This window comes from Xanthomonas sp. CFBP 7698 (assembly GCF_003600855.1).
Lineage (GTDB): Bacteria > Pseudomonadota > Gammaproteobacteria > Xanthomonadales > Xanthomonadaceae > Xanthomonas > Xanthomonas cannabis.
This window is the reverse complement of the sequence record NZ_PRDN01000001.1, coordinates 1,426,823-1,440,755: the sequence shown is the minus strand read 5'-3', so window position 1 is coordinate 1,440,755 and position 13,933 is coordinate 1,426,823. Positions and strand designations below refer to the sequence as shown.

13 protein-coding genes and 1 tRNA gene are annotated in these 13,933 nt (G+C 64.1%); 11 read left to right on the top strand and 3 right to left on the bottom strand.

The features are described from left to right. Positions 1–127 precede the first annotated feature (127 nt). From tolR to XnspCFBP7698_RS06055, 8 genes are all read left to right on the top strand, one after another. Positions 128–577, top strand: coding sequence for a protein TolR (tolR, locus tag XnspCFBP7698_RS06090; protein ID WP_039415386.1), 450 nt, complete (start codon positions 128–130; stop codon positions 575–577). Next, the gene (gene tolA / locus XnspCFBP7698_RS06085; protein WP_104579882.1) at positions 567–1,607 is read left to right on the top strand and encodes a cell envelope integrity protein TolA; all 1,041 of its coding nucleotides are present in this window, start codon (positions 567–569) and stop codon (positions 1,605–1,607) included. Before tolR ends, tolA begins: the two co-directional genes overlap by 11 nt. 268 nt (positions 1,608–1,875) lie before the next feature. Further along, positions 1,876–3,195, top strand: a complete 1,320-nt coding sequence (tolB, locus tag XnspCFBP7698_RS06080; RefSeq protein ID WP_047695287.1) for a Tol-Pal system beta propeller repeat protein TolB — start codon at positions 1,876–1,878, stop codon at positions 3,193–3,195. A gap of 57 nt (positions 3,196–3,252) precedes the next feature. Continuing rightward, a complete protein-coding gene (pal, locus tag XnspCFBP7698_RS06075) occupies positions 3,253–3,771 on the top strand; it encodes a peptidoglycan-associated lipoprotein Pal (protein WP_039415542.1) in 519 nt (172 codons plus the stop codon). Between the two features lie 6 nt (positions 3,772–3,777). Continuing rightward, positions 3,778–4,593 (top strand): tol-pal system protein YbgF, encoded by an 816-nt coding sequence (gene ybgF / locus XnspCFBP7698_RS06070; protein WP_104579881.1) that lies wholly within the window; start codon positions 3,778–3,780, stop codon positions 4,591–4,593. A gap of 42 nt (positions 4,594–4,635) precedes the next feature. Next, positions 4,636–5,319: a 7-carboxy-7-deazaguanine synthase QueE gene (gene queE / locus XnspCFBP7698_RS06065; RefSeq protein WP_104579880.1), complete on the top strand. Its 684-nt coding sequence runs from the start codon at positions 4,636–4,638 to the stop codon at positions 5,317–5,319. Between the two features lie 428 nt (positions 5,320–5,747). Then, a complete protein-coding gene (queC, locus tag XnspCFBP7698_RS06060; protein ID WP_104579879.1) occupies positions 5,748–6,422 on the top strand; it encodes a 7-cyano-7-deazaguanine synthase QueC in 675 nt (224 codons plus the stop codon). A gap of 46 nt (positions 6,423–6,468) precedes the next feature. Continuing rightward, positions 6,469–6,544 (top strand) — tRNA-Lys (locus XnspCFBP7698_RS06055). Positions 6,545–6,831: 287 nt separating this feature from the next. Here XnspCFBP7698_RS06055 and XnspCFBP7698_RS06050 read toward each other — a convergent pair. Continuing rightward, on the bottom strand, positions 6,832–7,725 hold the full coding sequence (locus tag XnspCFBP7698_RS06050; protein WP_104579878.1) for an NAD(P)/FAD-dependent oxidoreductase: 894 nt from the start codon (positions 7,723–7,725) through the stop codon (positions 6,832–6,834). A gap of 256 nt (positions 7,726–7,981) precedes the next feature. Between XnspCFBP7698_RS06050 and XnspCFBP7698_RS06045 the strand changes: the two genes are divergently transcribed. Beyond that, positions 7,982–8,671, top strand: coding sequence for a TetR/AcrR family transcriptional regulator (locus tag XnspCFBP7698_RS06045; RefSeq protein WP_199680052.1), 690 nt, complete (start codon positions 7,982–7,984; stop codon positions 8,669–8,671). Between the two features lie 281 nt (positions 8,672–8,952). Here XnspCFBP7698_RS06045 and XnspCFBP7698_RS21720 read toward each other — a convergent pair whose 3' ends face one another. Continuing rightward, positions 8,953–9,222 (bottom strand): hypothetical protein, encoded by a 270-nt coding sequence (locus tag XnspCFBP7698_RS21720; protein ID WP_233548929.1) that lies wholly within the window; start codon positions 9,220–9,222, stop codon positions 8,953–8,955. Between the two features lie 799 nt (positions 9,223–10,021). Between XnspCFBP7698_RS21720 and XnspCFBP7698_RS06035 the strand changes: the two genes are divergently transcribed. Both XnspCFBP7698_RS06035 and XnspCFBP7698_RS06030 read left to right on the top strand, forming a co-directional pair. Then, positions 10,022–11,029: an HWE histidine kinase domain-containing protein gene (locus XnspCFBP7698_RS06035; RefSeq protein ID WP_104579876.1), complete on the top strand. Its 1,008-nt coding sequence runs from the start codon at positions 10,022–10,024 to the stop codon at positions 11,027–11,029. Then, positions 11,026–11,388 carry a response regulator gene (locus tag XnspCFBP7698_RS06030; RefSeq protein WP_047695280.1) on the top strand — a complete coding sequence of 121 codons (363 nt, stop codon included), beginning with the start codon at positions 11,026–11,028 and terminating at the stop codon, positions 11,386–11,388. The genes XnspCFBP7698_RS06035 and XnspCFBP7698_RS06030 overlap by 4 nt, the downstream gene beginning before the upstream one ends. Positions 11,389–11,635: 247 nt before the next feature. Here XnspCFBP7698_RS06030 and XnspCFBP7698_RS06025 read toward each other — a convergent pair whose 3' ends face one another. Further along, positions 11,636–13,804 carry a methyl-accepting chemotaxis protein gene (locus XnspCFBP7698_RS06025; RefSeq protein WP_104579875.1) on the bottom strand — a complete coding sequence of 723 codons (2,169 nt, stop codon included), beginning with the start codon at positions 13,802–13,804 and terminating at the stop codon, positions 11,636–11,638. Positions 13,805–13,933: the final 129 nt, after the last annotated feature.

Below are 13,933 nucleotides of genomic sequence, written 5' to 3'. Positions count from 1 at the left end.
GCGCCGCAGTGGGTGGAGCCCGCCGCGCGCAAGCCAGCGTACGGACGTGCGCATCGGCCTGCACAGGCGAGCCACTCGCGACAGATCGCACATGCATGTGCGAGGGATTAATTAGGAACGTTTCGCGATGATCTCCGGTATTTCCCGCCGTAAGAAGCGCAAGCTCAAATCCGACATCAACGTCGTGCCGTACATCGACGTGATGCTGGTGCTGCTGATCATCTTCATGGTGACCGCACCGCTGTTGACCCTGAGTACCGATGTCAGCCTGCCGAGCTCGCGCGCCAAGGCGCTGGAGAGCAAGCAGGACCCGATCGTGGTGGTGGTCGCCGCCGATGGCCAGCTGGCATTGCAGCTGCCCAAGGGCAAGCCGCAGGCGATGGACGTCGCTGCCCTGCAGGCGCAGCTGGCCGCCATCGTGGCGCAGGACAAGGACGCGCGCGTGGTCGTGGCCGGCGATCGCGCCGCGCCGTACCAGAAGATCATGGACGCCATCGACGTGCTCAAGCAGGCCAAGGTCGAGAAGGTCGGCCTGATCTCCGACTCCGGCGGCACTGCGGGCAGCGATGCACGCTGACGCACTCCCGACCCAAGGCATGCGCGAGGATGGCTGGCTGCGACCGGTCATGCTGGCCCTGGTCGTGCACATCCTGGTCGCGCTGGTGTTCATCGCCGGCTGGCTGTGGTCGCCTGAACGCTCGGTCGAGCCGGCCGCGGGCGACCCCAGCATGGAAGCGTCGCTGGATGTCTCCGCCGCGGAGGCGCGCGTCGCGCGCCAGGCACTGAAGGCCACGCCGGTGGAAGCGCCGCCTCCGCCGGCCCCATTGCCCGAGCCCGCGCCGGAAGACACCGTGCCGCCACCGCAGCCGATCCCCGAGCCGCGCCCGCAGGATGCGCCCACGCCGCAGCAAGCGCAGGCGCAGGAACGCGTGGCCCAGCCGGACAAGGTGGACCAGGAGAAGGTCGACGCATTGGCCATTTCCGCCGAAAAGGCCAAGCAGGAGCAGGAAGCCAAGCGCCGCCAGGAGCAGATCGACCTGACCGAGCGCAAGCGCCAGGAAGAGGCCGAGCAGAAATTGCGCCTGGCCAAGCAGCAGGAAGAGGCCGACGCCAAGAAGAAGCAGGCCGCCGCGCAGCAGGCGGCCGCCGATGCCGAGCGCGAAAAGAAGATTGCCGACATCCGCCGGCAGCGCGAGCAGGCCACCAAGGAAGCGGCACTGGCAGAACAGAAGCTGCGTCAGGTGGCTGCCGCGCGCGCCCAGCAGGCGTCAGCGGCCGCGGCGAGCAGCGCGCAGCCGACCGCGGGGCAGGGCGGCACCAGTACCGATCTGTCGGCCAAGTATGCCGCCGCGATCCAGCAGAAGGTGCTGGCCCAGTGGGTGCGCCCGCCGTCGGTACCGCCGGGTCAGAAGTGCACCATCAACATCCGCCAGTTGCCCGGTGGAAGCGTGATGGAAGCCAAGGTCGCGCCGGGTTGCCCGTATGACGAGGCCGGCCAGCGTTCGATCGAAGCCGCGGTATTGAGTGCGCAGCCGCTGCCGTACCGTGGTTTCGAATCGGTGTTCCAGCGCAATCTGACCTTCGTGTTCACCGCGCAGGACCAGTAACCGGCGTCGGTACTGGCCGGGCCGCGGCTGCCTGCGCGCGCTGCAGCCCGGCGACGACGGCAGGGCCGTCGGAGCCGGTGTACGCGTCACGGCTGCCGCCGCCAGGCAGTGGCGCAGTCGCTGCGCACCGGCGATTGGCCGGCAGTGCCATCCAATTCGTTACATGATCAATCGCTCCATTTTCACGTTGTCTCGTTCACGATTGCGAGTATGTTCACTCGCTGATTGGTATCCCTTGCCCACTTTTCCTGCCCGATCCGAGCCGTCCATGAAAAAACCGCTGCGTTGGCTAGCTGCCCTGACCGCCCTGTTGTTGCCGCTGAGCGCGCTCGCGCAGCAGCAGGGTCTTACCATCGACATCGTGGGCGGTAGCGCCTCGGCTACGCCGATCGCGGTCATTCCCATGCCGTATCAGGGCTCCGGCGCCGCGCCGCAGACCGACGTGTCCGCGGTGGTCGGTGCCGACCTGGATCGCTCCGGCCAGTTCCGCACCTTGCCGGCTGCCCAGATTGTCGAAAAGCCGACCCGCGGGACCGAGGTGCAGTTCCCGACCTGGCGTACCCTCAAGCAGAACTACATCGTCGTCGGCCGCGTGATGGACGCAGGCGAGGGCGCATATCGCGTCGAATACGAACTGTTCGACGTGGCCAAGGGCGAGCGCCTGCTCGGCCTGGCGATGACCGCGCGCGCCAACGCGATGCGCGATGTTTCGCACCAGATGGCCGATGCGATCTATGAAAAGATCACCGGCGTGCGCGGCGCGTTCTGGACCCGCATCGCCTACGTCACCGCCAGCGGCAAGGGTGGCGCCATGCGCTATGCGCTGATGGTGGCCGATTCGGACGGCTACAACCCGCAGACCATCGTGCGCTCGGCCGAACCGCTGTTGTCGCCGAACTGGAGCCCGGACGGCAAGAAGCTTGCGTACGTGAGCTTCGAGCGCGGCAATTCGTCGATCTATCTGCAGGACATCGCCACCGGCGCCCGTGAGCTGGTGTCCAGCTTCCGCGGCATCAACGGCGCGCCGGCGTTCTCGCCCGACGGCCGCCGCCTGGCGCTGGCCCTGTCGCGCAGCGGCAACCCTGAGATCTATGTGATGGATCTGGGCAGCAAGCAGCTGACCCAGCTGACCAACCACTTCGGCATCGACACTGAGCCGACCTGGGCGCCGGATGGCGGCAGCATCTATTTCACCTCCGATCGCGGCGGTCGCCCGCAGATCTACCAGGTGGCCGCCAGTGGCGGCAGCGCCAACCGCGTGACCTTCCAGGGCAACTACAACGCGACTGCCAGCGTGTCGTTCGACGGCAAGAAGATCGCCGTGGCGCAGGGCAGCGGCAACAGCTACCGCATCGCCATGATGGACCGCAGCCTGGGTTCGCCCAGCTGGAGCACGCTCTCGCCGGGGTCGCTGGACGAGTCGCCGAGCTTTGCGCCGAACGCCAGCATGGTGTTGTATGCGGCACGTGAGGGTGGTCGTGGCGTCCTTTATGCGGTGTCCGCCGACGCTCGGGTCCGCCAGCGCCTGGTCCTGGCCGACGGTGATGTGAGAGAACCTGCTTGGGGGCCTTACCGAACCGCGCATTAATGTTAATATTTCGCTGCGTTAAACCACTCATTGGCCCAGAGCCTCCATAGGTATCCCATGAACAAGTCCACCCGCGTCTTGCTTGTCTCCCTGTTGTCCGTTGCCGTGCTGGCTGGTTGCTCGAAGAAGGTGAAGGAAACTCCGCCTGCTCCGACCGACACCACCGCTGGTTCCTCCGTTCCGACCGGCCCGGCCACCTCTGGCCTGTACGGCCCGGGCGACCTGGATACCGATGCCTGCCTGCGTCAGCGCGTTGTCTACTTCGATCTGGATCAGGACTCCCTGAAGCCGGAATTCCAGGCCATCATGGCGTGCCACGCCAAGTACCTGCGTGACCGTCCCTCCTCGCGCATCACCCTACAGGGCAATGCCGACGAGCGCGGTTCGCGCGAGTACAACATGGGCCTGGGCGAGCGCCGCGGCAATGCCGTGTCCTCCGCACTGCAGGCTGCCGGTGGTTCGGCCAGCCAGCTGACCGTCGTCAGCTACGGTGAAGAGCGTCCGGTCTGCACCGAAACCAGCGAAAGCTGCTGGTCGCAGAACCGTCGCGTCGAAATCGTGTACACGGCTCAGTAAGAAGCGATGCGCTTTCGAGTGACATCCCTGTTCGTCGCGGCGGCCCTTGTGGTCGCCGCGCCGGCTCACGCCCAGCGAGCAAGTCTCGCTGATCGTGTGGCGGTGCTCGAGCAGCAGCAGGCCAACAGTCAGGCCAACAACGATCTGCTCAATCAACTGCAGCAGGCGCGTTCCGACCTGCAGGCGCTGCGCGCGACCGTTGAACAGCTGCAGCACGACAACGAGCAACTCAAGCAGCAGTCCAAGGACCAGTATCTGGACCTGGACGGACGTCTGAACCGGCTGGAAGGTGCAGGTGGCGCAACGCCCCCGCTGCCTCCTGCCACCGGCGTCACCCCAGCCCCGGCTCCGGCCGCGCGGCCTGCAACGGCGGCTACCTCCGAGAAGCCGCCGAGCGTGCATGGCGACCCAGGCACCCTGGCCGTCAGCAATGACGAGCGCACGGCCTATAACGTGGCGTTCGATGCACTGAAGAACGGCAAGTACGACGATGCATCGCAGCTGTTCCTGAGCTTCCTGGAGCTCTACCCCAATGGCGTCTACACCCCCAATGCCTTGTATTGGCTGGGTGAGAGTTACTACGCCACCCGCAATTTCCAGCTGGCCGAGGCGCAGTTCCGCGATCTCGTCAGCCGCTATCCCACGCATGACAAGGCCGCCGGCGGTCTGTTGAAGCTCGGCCTGTCGCAATATGGCGAAGGCAAGAACAACGAAGCCCAACAGACCTTGCAGCAGGTCGTCGCGCAGTATCCCGGTTCCGATGCCGCGCGCGTCGCGCAGGAACGTCTGCAATCCATTCGTCTCGGCCAGCAGCTGCGCTGAGCCCGCGCGTCGTTGCCGGTTGGCGCGGCGCATACCTTGCCCATGAACGCCGCCGCCGTCCCCAGCGAGATCGTCCAATCGCCATTGCCGCGATTGAAGATCACCGAAATCTTCCTGTCCCTGCAGGGCGAAGCCGAGACGGCTGGTTGGCCGACCGTGTTCGTACGCCTGACCGGCTGTCCGTTGCGCTGCCGGTATTGCGACACGGCCTACGCTTTCCATGGCGGGCAGTGGCATGACATCGACGCGATCGTTGCCGACGTTGCAAGCCACGGCGTTCGCCACGTCTGCGTCACCGGCGGCGAGCCGCTGGCGCAGAAGCGCTGCCTAGTGCTGCTGCAGAAGCTCTGCGATGCCGGCTTTGATGTCTCGCTGGAAACCTCCGGTGCGCTGGATGTGTCCGAGGTCGATGCGCGCGTTTCGCGGGTGGTCGACATCAAGACGCCTGCATCCGGCGAAGCGCATCGCAACCGCTGGGACAACCTGGCATTGCTGACGGCACGCGACCAGATCAAGTTCGTGATCTGCAGCCGTGCCGACTACGATTGGTCGCGCGAGATCGTGGCGGCCCATGCGCTGGATCGCCGCTGCACGGTGTGGTTTTCGCCCAGCAAGAGCGAGGTGACGCCACGCCAGCTGGCCGACTGGATCGTGGCCGATCGGGTGCCGGTGCGCTTCCAGATGCAGTTGCACAAGATTCTGTGGAACGACGAGCCGGGGCGCTGATGCCCGGTCACGCGGCGAGGGTCGGGAGCGTCGGTTGCTGATCCCAACCGTCCAGATGGTTCTTGGGTCCGGATGATCGAGTCCGCATGACCATCGCGGATCATGGCGTGTGCAGCTCTGTTCTTTGCGGGGTGGGCTGACAGCATCTACCGCGTCGTCGCGGCGCTTGCTGGATCGGCGCGTCGTCTACCGAGGCTTCTGGCAGCTGGACATGGCGTTGCCTCTCGATGCCGCTGCACTGCTGCCTGCGCGCGGGATCGCGCGGTAAGTTGTCGCTACCCGTCGACTCGACGCGTCTGGATGGTGCGACGGGATGGGGCCGCGTCATCGACCAGACGACCAAAAGTCGTCGGCGCCATCGGCTGCGTTAACCCATCGCGGACCGAGCCTGCTAGCCTTCCCTTTCTGCTGTCATCGTCTGATTGGTCATGAAAAAAGCTGTCGTGTTGTTGTCCGGAGGCATGGATTCTGCCGCCGTCATTGCGCTAGCGCAGGAACAGGGCTTTGCCGTCTACGCGCTGAGCGTGCGCTACGGTCAGCGCCATACCTCCGAGCTGGATGCGGCCGCGCGGGTGGCGGCGGCGCAGGGCGTGGCGGCGCACAAGGTGGTCGATGTGGACCTGCGCAGCATCGGCGGCTCGGCGCTGACCGACGACATCGAGGTGCCCGATGCAGGCGGCGAGGGGATTCCGGTCACCTACGTGCCCGCACGCAATACCATCATGCTGTCGCTGGCGCTAGGCTGGGCCGAAGTGGTGGGTGCCAACGACCTGTTCTGCGGCGTCAATGCCGTGGACTACTCCGGCTATCCGGACTGCCGGCCCGAGTTCGTCCGTGCCTTCGAAGTGCTCGCCAATCTGGCCACCAAGGCCGGTGTGGAAGGTGCAGGCTTGCGCGTCCACGCCCCGCTGCAGTTCCTCAGCAAGGCCGACATCGTGCGCGAAGGCGTGCGCCTGGGCGTGGATTTCGGGCTGACCGTGTCCTGCTACCGCGCCGATGCCGACGGACGTGCCTGCGGCCACTGCGACGCCTGCCGGCTGCGCGCAGCCGGCTTCGCCGACGCGGGAGTTCAGGATCCCACGCACTACGCGATTTCGTCTTGACGCCGGTGTAGGGTAGAATGCGCACCCCGACGCACAGTCGGGTAATGGGCCGTTAGCTCAGTCGGTAGAGCAGAAGACTTTTAATCTTTTGGTCGATGGTTCGAATCCATCACGGCCCACCAATCGGATCACCAGCTTGAAAGGCGCCTTGGGCGCCTTTTTTGTGTCCCGCGAAATCTTGCCGCAAGGGCTCCGCGACGAAGCGAGTGGAGCAACGCCATGGCCACTCGTTGCGCCGGGGTGGCTCTGCCACTGGCACACGTTGCGAAGGCCGATGCGGCATCGAAGTCCCCGATCAAGCTGCGCCTCAGTTTGATCCTTGTCTTTGTTCGAGAAACTGAAAGCCGCGTCGCGCTGCGCGACTGCAGGACGCGTGTTGCGTGGATGGCGCACGTGCCAGGGCTCGGGCTTACACCAGCATCGACTGCTGGGCAGAGATGCCCGCTGTCGCGCCATGCGCGACTGCCAGGGTGACCGAGGCCATCGCGGGATTTGCAAGATCGCCAGCGGCGTAGATGCCGGGCGTACTGGTTTCGCGGCGCTCGTCGACCTTGATGGCGACGCCTAGCGGGGTCGTGACCGTGTCCAGCCCGAGTGGCTCATGCAGGCTCGCGGACGGCGTGTTGCGCGGATGCGCGAACAGGATGTCGACCGGGACGACAGCGCCGGTATCGACGTTGACGATAGCGTTGTGGCCCCCATGATGAGCGATCTCGGTGATCCGGCCATCGACGACAGGTCGCTTGCGGCGCGCCAGGTCCGCCCGGACCTCGGCTGGAATGTCGTGACCATCGGCGAAGACCGTCAGCGTGTCAGTCCAGTCGCGGTAGAGGCGGACATGATTCAGCGACTGCGGGCCGGACCAGATAAGGCCCCAATGCCTGTCGGCGACTTCATAGCCATCGCAATAGGGGCAGGGCACGATGGACTTGCCCCAGCCTTCAGCAAAACCCGGAATATCCGGCATCTGATCGGCGACGCCATAGCTCAGGATCAGGCGGCGCGCGGTGAGACGGCCTTCCTCATCAACACGCACGGAGAAATCGTCGATGGCGCCGGAGATGCTGTCGGCGCGGGCATTGACCAGCCTGATCGTGGGATAGCGCTCCAGCTGTTTGCGTGCTTCCGCCAGGATGTCCGACGGCGGCTTGTGATCGTGGCCGAGCAGGCCATGCGAGTGGCCGGCGAAGCGGTTGCGCTGCAGGCCGGTATCCAACACCGTGACCGCCCGGCGGGCACGACCCAGCTGCAGCGCGGCGGCGAGCCCGGCGAAGCTGCCGCCGATGATGATGACGTCATCCATAGAGAGTTCCGAGTTGCAGCGGGAGGGAAGTGAGTTGGCAGATGATCGTTGGCTGCTGCTTGCCCAGACAGCGATGGCAAGACCTGGTGATCCGGGCAGAGACGTCCGCCGATACCCTTGACGAGGTCGCCTTTGATGCCGCAAGAAGGTTCGGTAGCGACTTCGAGGACAGCATCGATCCAGCGTAAGACGTCCAGATTTAAGAAACTGCGTGGTATCCTAATTACGGAATTCGGATACTGTCAAGGACTCAATTGTGGCGAACAACAGCGCTCAGCCCCGGCGTGGCCGACCCGCCAATGCGGCGCTCGGCCAGACGATTGCCGACGCGGCGTTCGACCTCTTCATGGAATTGGGTTTCGAAGCGGCGACCTTGGACAAGGTGGCCCAGCGCGCGAAGATATCCAAGCTGAGCATCTATCGGCACTTCGAGAACAAGGAAGCGCTGTTCAGCGCTGCCATCGCCGCGCGCTGCCATCAGCTCGTACCTCAGGGGCTGCTTGAATGCACCGACGGCTCAGCCGAGGATCAGCTCGTGGCGGCGGGATCATTGTTGCTTCGCACATTGATGCGTGCGGACGTGCGCGGTGTCGAAGCCATGGTCATGGCGGACAAGACCAATCAACGGGAATTGAGCAAGCTGCATTACGCCGCCGGCGCCGGCCATATCATTGCCAGCATCGAGACGCTGTTGCGGCAGCTGCACGCGAAGGCGGCCCTGCACGTGCCCGATCCTGCCCGGTCTGCCCGCTTGTTTGCGGCGCTCATCAAAGGATCCGATCTTTTGATGATCGCGCGTTTTGATGAGGCAAAGGCGCAGGACGCTACCGAAATCCACAGCTATTGCCGGTCGGCCGTGGCCATGTTTATCGCCGCGCATGGCGGCAACGGCGATACGCGCGACCAGCCTGCCGCCGTGCGAGGGCGCAGTGATCCTGTCGGGTAGAGCATCGTGCCGCCGATGGATGCATGGCGCTTCATCATGAGACGGAAAACGCTGGCCACGGTCGCGGCACGCGTGGCGCCGACGGCGATTACGGATGGAGCCGTGCTTGCAGGTCATGTGATTCGATGCACCGCGGCCCCACGCGCGCTGACACTCACTGGACGGCTACGCGGCGGCGGCTGCGCTGCGCCGCGTCTGCAGGCACAGCACAAGCGCCGGGGGCGATTGCATCACCAGGGCATGCATCAGCTCGACGGGCAGGGCCACCGACTGCCGAGCGATCAACCCCTGCAGATCCACTTTCCGGTGACCTGGAACGTTCTTGCATTGATCGCGCGGCTGTCGACCCGGCCCAGCTGCACCGATGTGGTTTGCGGAAAGGACTCACGGCATTGCGCTGCGCCTTCTGCCCATTGTTGATCGAAGACTTCGGATCTGCTCGGCCCGCCGGTTTTGAATGACCTCATCTGATCGGTACGGGAAACGGCATGCAACGACGTCGCAGAGGCCGCGGTGGCCAACGTAGCGGACATCAGGGCGCCGAACAGCATGGCGTTCTGGAAGAAGTTTCTGGACGAACACGCGCATGTTTTCATCTGGGCGACCCTGCTGAGTGGGTGGAGACACTGAATCCGGGCGCGAGGCTACGGCGCGGACAAGTCGCTCATATGACGATGGCTTTGCCTTGGATAATGGGTTATTCGGGCATTCAGAGGACGGCTGCTTTGGCGTCGGCAGAGCGATAAAACTGCGGATTAGCCGGTCGCTGGCCAAGCCAAATCGACATCTCACGCTGAAGGCTGCATGCCTGCGATGCGATTATCTGGCGCAACGATGTAGCGAAAAACGGCGCGTCGCTGATTCGCATATCGCAACACCCTATCTGTCGCGAGGATTTGTTTGAGGCAGAAAAAAAACAGGCTAGCCCCGGTAATTGCATTCGATGAAGCGGGCGGATGCGGTTGGTAAGTCGTCAGGTTGAGTGACCGCCCGGAGCCCTCCCGGCGTGGATCGGGTCACGTCGATGAACCGGCGCCGCGTTGGCTCCCAATGCTGGGTCAAACGTGTGTATGCCGCGTATCTGGCGTCGATGGCTAAGCGAGGTTGCGCGCACGGTGCGACAAGGCGTCATGTCGCTACAAGGAGTCGTGCACAGATGCCGCGTAGCGTGGACCATACCAATTTGTTGAGTCCGCTTCATTCAGAGCGAACCGCATTGGTATAACTATAAAAGCATATTAGTCAGGATAAGGCCTGGCGCTTTGGCCCATTCTGATGCCGATATAGGCATGATCGTGCGTTCACGGCAATCGCATTATTGTGCCGTCCAACTTCAGGACCACGACGTAAATGGCCGAGCACCAGGAAGACGCCGCAAAGTCTCGTATCTACGAGGCCTTGTTGCAGGCAACGCCGGACCTTTTATATGTGTTCGACACCCAGCACCGTTTCGTCTACGCCAATCAGGCATTGCTGACGATGTGGGGCATGCGCTGGGAAGAGGCATGTGGAAAGACCTGCCTGGAGATCGGGTATGAGCCCTGGCATGCCGCGATGCACGACGAAGAAATCGAGCGCGTCATCGCAACCGGCCAGCCGCTGCGTGGTGAAGTGCCATTTCCGCATACGGTCAAGGGATTGCGGATCTACGATTACATCTTTACGCCGGTCTTCGGGCCCGACGGGGAAGTGGAGGCCATTGCCGGCGCCACGCGCGACATCACCGAACACAAACAGCACGAGCAACACCTGCAGCTGTTGATCAACGAGCTCAACCACCGGGTCAAGAATTCGCTGGTGATGGTGCAGTCGCTGGCGCGGCAGTCATTCAACAATGCCGACAGCCTGGCCGATGCGCAGGAGAAGATCGATGCGCGCCTGCTGGCGCTGTCGCGTGCGCACGATACGCTGACGCGGGAAAACTGGGTCAGCGCCGATATCCTGGAGCTCACCCGCGATGCGGCGACGCTCTACGAATCGCGCGACAGCCAGCGCTTCACCCTGCAGGGCGAGTCCTGCCGTCTCGATCCGCGGCGCGCACTGGCCTTGTCGATGGCGCTGCACGAGCTGTGCACCAATGCGCTGAAGTACGGTGCGCTGTCCTCGTCCGAAGGTGCGGTGCGGATCGTGTGGGAGCGCCACGTCCGCGATGGACAGGCGCTGCTTGAGCTGGTCTGGCAGGAGTCCGGCGGGCCGCGTGTGCAACCGCCGACGCGCAAGGGCTTCGGCTCGCGGCTGTTGGAGCGCGGCTTGAAGCATGATCTCAAGGGCGAAGTGGATCTGTCGTTCGACCCTGCCGGCGTGTGCTTCCGCGTATCGATCCCATTGCCGGTCGAGCTTGCCGAGGTGCAGCCGTGACCATGCGCGTGTTGCTGGTCGAAGACGAATCGCTGGTTGCGATGCTGCTGGAAGATTGTCTGGCCGAGCTGGGCTACGAAGTCGCAGCGACCGTCGGTGACGTCGATACGGCACTGGCGGTCGTGCAGCAAGGCCACCTGGATCTGGCGGTGCTGGACGTCAACCTGGGCGGAACGCTGTCGTTTCCCATCGCAGAAGAACTGGATGCGCGCGGCGTGCCGTATATCTTCGTGACCGGCTATGCGCAGAGCGGAATCCCGGAGAAGTTCCGGCACCGGCATGGGCTGCAGAAGCCGTTCCAGTTCCGTGACCTGCAACAGGCGTTGTCGCTGCTGGAGCAGGGCATCAAAGTCGGGTGATCGGGTTGCCGTGCACGCACGTCAAGACCGTGCGCGCACTGACCCGGTAGAGAATCAGAGCGACTCAGGCGCCGGGCGCGTGAGCCCATTCCCAGCGCGCGCATCACCGCTGGCAGCTGCGTTTGCCCCCGATCACGCGCCGAGTGCAGACGGAAAGGAGCTTGGACCGGTGTGTTGTCGACGCCCGCAGCTTGCAGCGATGTCGGCCAGCGCCGACATCGCTGCAAGCCAACGTAGCGCGGCGGCGCTAGGCGCTGCGGACCTTGCTCAACAGCTGCGCGACCGGTGTGGCTACGCGCGGGTCGGCCTGCCGTATTGCGGCTGTTTCGATCCGGAAGATGGCCACCGCATCGGTGAGCTGGACGGCCTGTTCTTCCATGGCGCGTGCGGCGGCAGTGGCTTCTTCCACCAGCGCCGCATTTTGCTGCGTGGTTTCGTCCATGTGGGTGATGGTCTGGTTGACCTGCTCGATGCCGGCAGACTGTTCCTGCGAGGCTGCGGAAATTTCGCCCATGATGTCGGTCACGCGTTGCACGCTTGCGACGACATCGCCCATAGTCTTGCCGGCGCTGTGCACCAGCGCCGAGCCTTCGGCCACGCGCTGCACCGAATCGTCGATCAGATCCTTGATCTGCTTGGCCGCACCGGAGGAGCGCTGCGCCAGCGTGCGGACTTCCGATGCCACCACCGCAAAGCCGCGGCCTTGCTCACCCGCACGTGCGGCTTCCACCGCAGCGTTCAACGCCAGGATGTTGGTCTGGAACGCGATGCCGTCGATGACGGAAATGATGTCGGAAATCTTCTTGGACGAGGCTTCGATGCCGCTCATGGTCTCGACGACCTTGCCCACCACATCGCCGCCCTGCGAGGCCACGCGTGCGGCGCCGATGGCCAGCTGGTTGGCCTGGCGCGCGCTCTCGGCGTTCTGTCTGACCGTGGAGGTCAGCTCTTCCATCGAGGCAGCGGTTTCTTCCAGGTTGGCGGCCTGCTGCTCGGTGCGTTGCGAAAGATCCTGGTTGCCCGCCGCGATCTCGCTGGCCGCTGCATTGATCGACACCGCCGATTGCTGGATGTTGCCGACGATCTGCGCCAGCTGGCTGGCGGTGGCATTGGCATCGTCACGCATCTGCGCGAAGACGCCGCGGAATTCGCCACTCATGCGTGCAGTGAGGTCGCCGGCGGCGATTGCCTGCAGCAGCGACGACAAGGACTGCAGGTTGCCGTCTGCGGTGGACATCAGGTGGTTGAGGCTTTCGACCATGATGCGGAAGTCGAACTGGAAACGCTCGACATCGCCGCGCGCGCTGAAGTCGCCATTGGCCGCGGCCTGCGCCAGATGCTTGATCTCGTGATTCATGGCCGACAGGTTGAGTTTGACCTGCGACATGGTGTCGCTGAACAGCGCTTTTTCGCCCGGCAAGGGCTGCATGTCTTCTGACAGCTCGCCCACCGCGTAGCGGCCCATAATGCGTGCCAGGTCGGTCTGCACGGCGACGTGCGAGGCAACCAGCAGGTTGGTGTCGTTGGCCATGCGGCCGTAGTCGCCTGGAAATGCGCTGGCATCGATGCGGAAGCTGATCTGGCCGGCGTCATGGCGCCTGGCCATGTCGGTCTGTGCGGTGATCAGGTTGCGCAGCTGCAGCTGCATCTTGTCCATCGCCTGCAGCAGACGGCCGGTTTCATCGTTGGCGGTGGTGTGGACGTCGTTGTGCAGGTTGCCGGCAGCGATGGCTTCGGCAGTGCGGGTGGCCTGGCTCAGTGGCCTGGTGAGGCTGCGGGTGATCAGCCATGCCAGCAAGGTGCTGATGACCAGCGCCGCGATGCCGCCGCTTGCCAGGATGACCTTGCCACGATGCATCGATGCGACCGCCACTGCATAGGCATCCTTGCTGAGGCGTCGTTCCAGTGCGGCATTGGCACCAATGGCCGCCTGCTGTTCGTTCATTGCGGTGGCGGCAGCGCCCTGCAACAGCGCCTGTGCCTGCTGATTCTGGTCGTGGATGCCGTAGTCCAGGATCTGGTTGTTGAATTTGACCGAGACGTCGCGCTTGTCCTGCACCAGCTTGAGCGCATCCTTTTCCCGAGCGTTGCTGGGCATGGCCGCCAACGCATCGTGGGCCTGGCGGTAGCGCGTGCGATTGTCTTCGATCATCTGCATGGCGCGGCGATTGGCCGCCTCGCCGGAGACCATCACGATGTCGCGCAGACCGATCGCCACATTGGTATTGGCATCGAGCATGTCGGAAGAAAGTCGGATCCGCTCCATGTTGTTGTTGACGATGGTGTCCAGCTCATAGCGGGCGTTGGACATGGTGATCAGGCCGGCGGCCACGAGCAGGCCAGAGAGCAGGATCAGGATGCCGAAGGCCGCGCCCAGGCGACGGCCGACGTTGAGGCGTTGCAGATAATCGTTCATTTCCACATCCAGGTAGTGCAGCTTCGCCTGGCGGATGCGGGGTGCGTCCGCTCTGGCGTCTTGCCCAGCTAGCGGCAGAATCTGGACGAGCTAAAGCTTCCGTTCTGAAAATAGTTAGAGCGGATTCAC

What these genes read in the sequence shown, in the direction of transcription:
- XnspCFBP7698_RS06025 (WP_104579875.1), bottom strand. Translation starts at nt 13,804, where the DNA reads ATGAACGATTATCTGCAACGCCTCAACGTCGGCCGTCGCCTGGGCGCG.
- tolR (WP_039415386.1), top strand. Translation starts at nt 128, where the DNA reads ATGATCTCCGGTATTTCCCGCCGTAAGAAGCGCAAGCTCAAATCCGAC.
- pal (WP_039415542.1), top strand. Translation starts at nt 3,253, where the DNA reads ATGAACAAGTCCACCCGCGTCTTGCTTGTCTCCCTGTTGTCCGTTGCC.
- XnspCFBP7698_RS06035 (WP_104579876.1), top strand. Translation starts at nt 10,022, where the DNA reads ATGGCCGAGCACCAGGAAGACGCCGCAAAGTCTCGTATCTACGAGGCC.
- tolB (WP_047695287.1), top strand. Translation starts at nt 1,876, where the DNA reads ATGAAAAAACCGCTGCGTTGGCTAGCTGCCCTGACCGCCCTGTTGTTG.
- queE (WP_104579880.1), top strand. Translation starts at nt 4,636, where the DNA reads ATGAACGCCGCCGCCGTCCCCAGCGAGATCGTCCAATCGCCATTGCCG.
- queC (WP_104579879.1), top strand. Translation starts at nt 5,748, where the DNA reads ATGAAAAAAGCTGTCGTGTTGTTGTCCGGAGGCATGGATTCTGCCGCC.
- ybgF (WP_104579881.1), top strand. Translation starts at nt 3,778, where the DNA reads ATGCGCTTTCGAGTGACATCCCTGTTCGTCGCGGCGGCCCTTGTGGTC.
- XnspCFBP7698_RS06050 (WP_104579878.1), bottom strand. Translation starts at nt 7,725, where the DNA reads ATGGATGACGTCATCATCATCGGCGGCAGCTTCGCCGGGCTCGCCGCC.
- tolA (WP_104579882.1), top strand. Translation starts at nt 567, where the DNA reads ATGCACGCTGACGCACTCCCGACCCAAGGCATGCGCGAGGATGGCTGG.
- XnspCFBP7698_RS21720 (WP_233548929.1), bottom strand. Translation starts at nt 9,222, where the DNA reads ATGCTGTTCGGCGCCCTGATGTCCGCTACGTTGGCCACCGCGGCCTCT.